Source organism: bacterium, assembly GCA_035370465.1.
Taxonomy (GTDB): Bacteria; Ratteibacteria; UBA8468; order B48-G9; family JAFGKM01; genus JAGGVW01.
Window position 1 is genome coordinate 1 of the sequence record DAOOVW010000087.1, and the last position, 3,413, is coordinate 3,413.

General features: G+C 32.6%; 2 protein-coding genes. Both read right to left on the minus strand.

Annotation, left to right across the window (positions count from 1 at the left end; translation table 11 throughout):
* Positions 1–283: 283 nt before the first annotated feature.
* Positions 284–2,767, minus strand: coding sequence for a DUF4838 domain-containing protein (locus PLW95_08025; GenBank protein HOV22602.1), 2,484 nt, complete (start codon positions 2,765–2,767; stop codon positions 284–286).
* Positions 2,768–2,896: 129 nt separating this feature from the next.
* A complete protein-coding gene (locus tag PLW95_08030; protein HOV22603.1) occupies positions 2,897–3,262 on the minus strand; it encodes a hypothetical protein in 366 nt (121 codons plus the stop codon).
* Positions 3,263–3,413: the final 151 nt, after the last annotated feature.

Below are 3,413 nucleotides of genomic sequence, written 5' to 3' on the forward strand. Positions count from 1 at the left end.
ATGATATAATAAACTTACTTAGTGCCTAATTATGGCGGAATTTGGAACCATAGATAAGATTCACTCCATACTTTTTTAAATCCTTTAAACGCAATTTTTTTACTTTTTGGTCTGCATAAGTGAGAACTCTCACTCTTCCCCTTGTAAAAAAATTACTATTATCCAAATAAAGATATTTTTCATTAAATAATTCTGGCACTTCTTTTATCTTTTTTTACTTTATTTCCTTTTACTTTTGAGAAAAACAAATAGCGGAATTGAGATGAAAAAAATTACTTCCATTCTAAATAACAGGTTCAAGAACTATTTCATCAAACCATACAGTTCCTCTATTTGGTCTTGATTCTTTTGGACCTTTACCACTTGGATGTTCTGTAAAAATTGTAACACTAATGGATATTATTGATTCATCCTTGGGAACTTCAAATTCCTTACCTCTAAAATGCCATCCCATATTATTTATTTCATGATGAGTATTACAATCAGCAACTACTTTGTTAACAATTTTCCCGTCTAAATTCCGCAATGAAATAGTTGCCTGAATATGTGCCTGCCATAAATTTGTAAAATCTTTTATTTTAATCCATCCTGATAAACGATATTTATTTATTCCTTTTACTGGTTCAACTTGTTGACTGACAAGAAATTGTTTACCTTCTATCCCCCTTCCTACAATACAGGCACCTCCAGAGCATGTTTCCAATCGGTCTATTTCAGGAACAATAACAAGTTCACTTTCTGGATATGTCCAGCCATTTAATCCTTCTGAAAAATTCCCATTTTTTAAGAGATTATTTTCCCCTGTGGAAACCAACGGTCTTAAAAATACTCCTTTATAACTTTCTGATATTTCTATTAACTTTTTAATATCATTTTCTACTGATTCTTTATTTCCATGAAAATGTCGTTGTTCTATTTGGTTAAGACAGTTCTTTCTATATCTCTCAATCAAAAATGATTTATCCCAAGGCATAGATTCACCCACTGGTAATTGATATCCCAATATATGCCACATTGCAATAATACCTGCATCAACAGGAATCCTTTCTCTTTGTACATTCAACAAATAAGGACTGCCGGTTTCACAAAGTGCCTCTGCTTCATCAAGTAAATGCTCACAGGTTTTATAAAACTCAAAAGTTAGATAAGGGCGTTCAAAAGTTCTCATACTTGACATATTTCCTGATTCTTGAGGGACTGCATCTATACTATCTTCCATATAATTAAGGTAGGAAGTCATTTTTTCCGCTGCAGGGCCATAATATCCATCCATAAAAATTTTGACCAATTTATCAATATCCTGGTAAGGATTTTGCATTAGTTTCCATCCTGCCCATGTTTTTAACCAGAAAAAACTATCAAAACAAATTTCATCTTCTGCAAACATACTCCCTACTTTTTTACAACCAAATAATTGTAAGTCATAATATATACTTTTCAAATTGATATAAGGAGAAAGAAATTGTTGGCGATAAAGACGCCAATAATCCCAAACAGCAAGATGTTGTGAAATTTTTTCCCACCCCAACAATACCTCATTTGCTCTATAATTTGCATAATGAATTCGTGGGCGAAATATATCTGGATACCACGCTGGTGACCATTGAGAAAAATTATCTTTTCCTATAGCATCTACTGCCCATTCTCCTTTAAGTTGTATTATCCGAATAACTACATTATCTTTTGGATATATTGTCTTAGGAGGCTTCATTGTATTTGCATATGCCCATCCTTCAATAAGTACTTCTGGATATTTCTCTTTTATGCTATCAGCAATATAATTTATGAAGTCAATATATGGTCCACTATCTGCTTCTTCTTTCTCAGCCAATGATTTGCAATCAGGGCACTGACATATCCAAGGAGTATCATTTGGGTTAATAAAATACACAAGCTGTGGTCTACTTCCATCTGTGGATTTTTCAGTAGATTTCAAATTTTTTTCTATACTTTTTTCTATTTGTTGTAGAACATTTTCTCGTGCATCAGGGTTTGTAAGACAAATCTGTCCAGGGCCTGAAGGAGAGGTGGCTTTTGGTCTATTTCCTGCACTATCCATTGCATGATATTCCAATTTGTCTTCTGGAAAATTGCGCGAATAACTATAAAATGTGTGTGTCCCAAGTGGATATCCAAAACCAAATTTTGCTGGCTTAGGTCTAGTATCTTTGTTTCTTGCACGTAATATAAAATCATTCTCATTTTCTGGACAAGCAGTATAAATATCTCTGTCCCAGAATATTGGCTTATTGTGAATATCCTGTTCTTTTATACATAAGTTAGGAATATCAGGAATAACTTCCATATATCCATCAAACCAGTGACAACCGATTCCTTGTTCTAAAAATTCGTATACTGCATAAAGTGTTCCGCGTGGACGCCCTCCCGAAAGAACAAGGTCTTTTCCATAATTTTTTATTATCCATTCTTCTTCATTAAGTTCTGAAAAATTAATCCCCTTGCTTGCTGCAAATTCGGTTTGTCCAACATAAATACCTTTTGAAGAGAATAGTTTTTCTTTTTCTGATATTATTGGAAACTTTGCACCTGTAATTTTATAAAAATGTTCACTCAGTTCTTTTGCTGCATAATCCTCAGCAGGTATTGTTTTTTCTGCGGTTATTATTACATAAGCAGTCCTTCCGTTATTTGATAATTCAAGGATTTCGTTTCTTTTCATTTTGTCAATATTTGATTGTGAATATATCTCAAATTGAAAACAAAGGAATAATAAACAACCTATTACCCACATATATTTTTTCCCCATAAATATCCCCCTTATGTAAAATTTATAAAAAGAAATAGATATCTAACTTTCTTTATTACTGCTCGCTATGTTTTTGCCCTTTCAGTCCAATATGAGAGTTTAAATTTTTCCCCTTAATTACATTTTTATCTAATTTACATCTATTTCTTTTGTCCCTTTTGGTAATTCAAGTGCTCTTACTTCTGATGAACTACATTTTGGACATTTTGGCATTGTTACAGATGCAGATTCTTCAAGTATATAGGGAAATATTGCCCCGCATTGCATACATTTTAAAGCAGGGTAAGCAGTATTTTTACCTGTATAAGGGGATTGTACAGGATAATGTATTTGTTCTGCGTCTGTATCAAATGATTTTTGAAAAGCTTTTTTCGCTTCAACATCAATTAAAACTACTGTATAAAGTGTCTTCTTTGGCATTGCTTGTTTAACGATAAATCCTAATGCAGCAATAATTATAATTACTAATACTACAACTCCTATTTTGTTTTTCATATTCTTATCTCCTTTTGATTTTATTTTCTCTAACTTATTTCTTGTCTACCAAGGATAATTAGCCCCTGCACAATCTAGACCAACCCTCACAGACAGTGGCAGTGGTTGAATATTATATAGGTCTTTAATACCTATATTCCTTACACTTCCA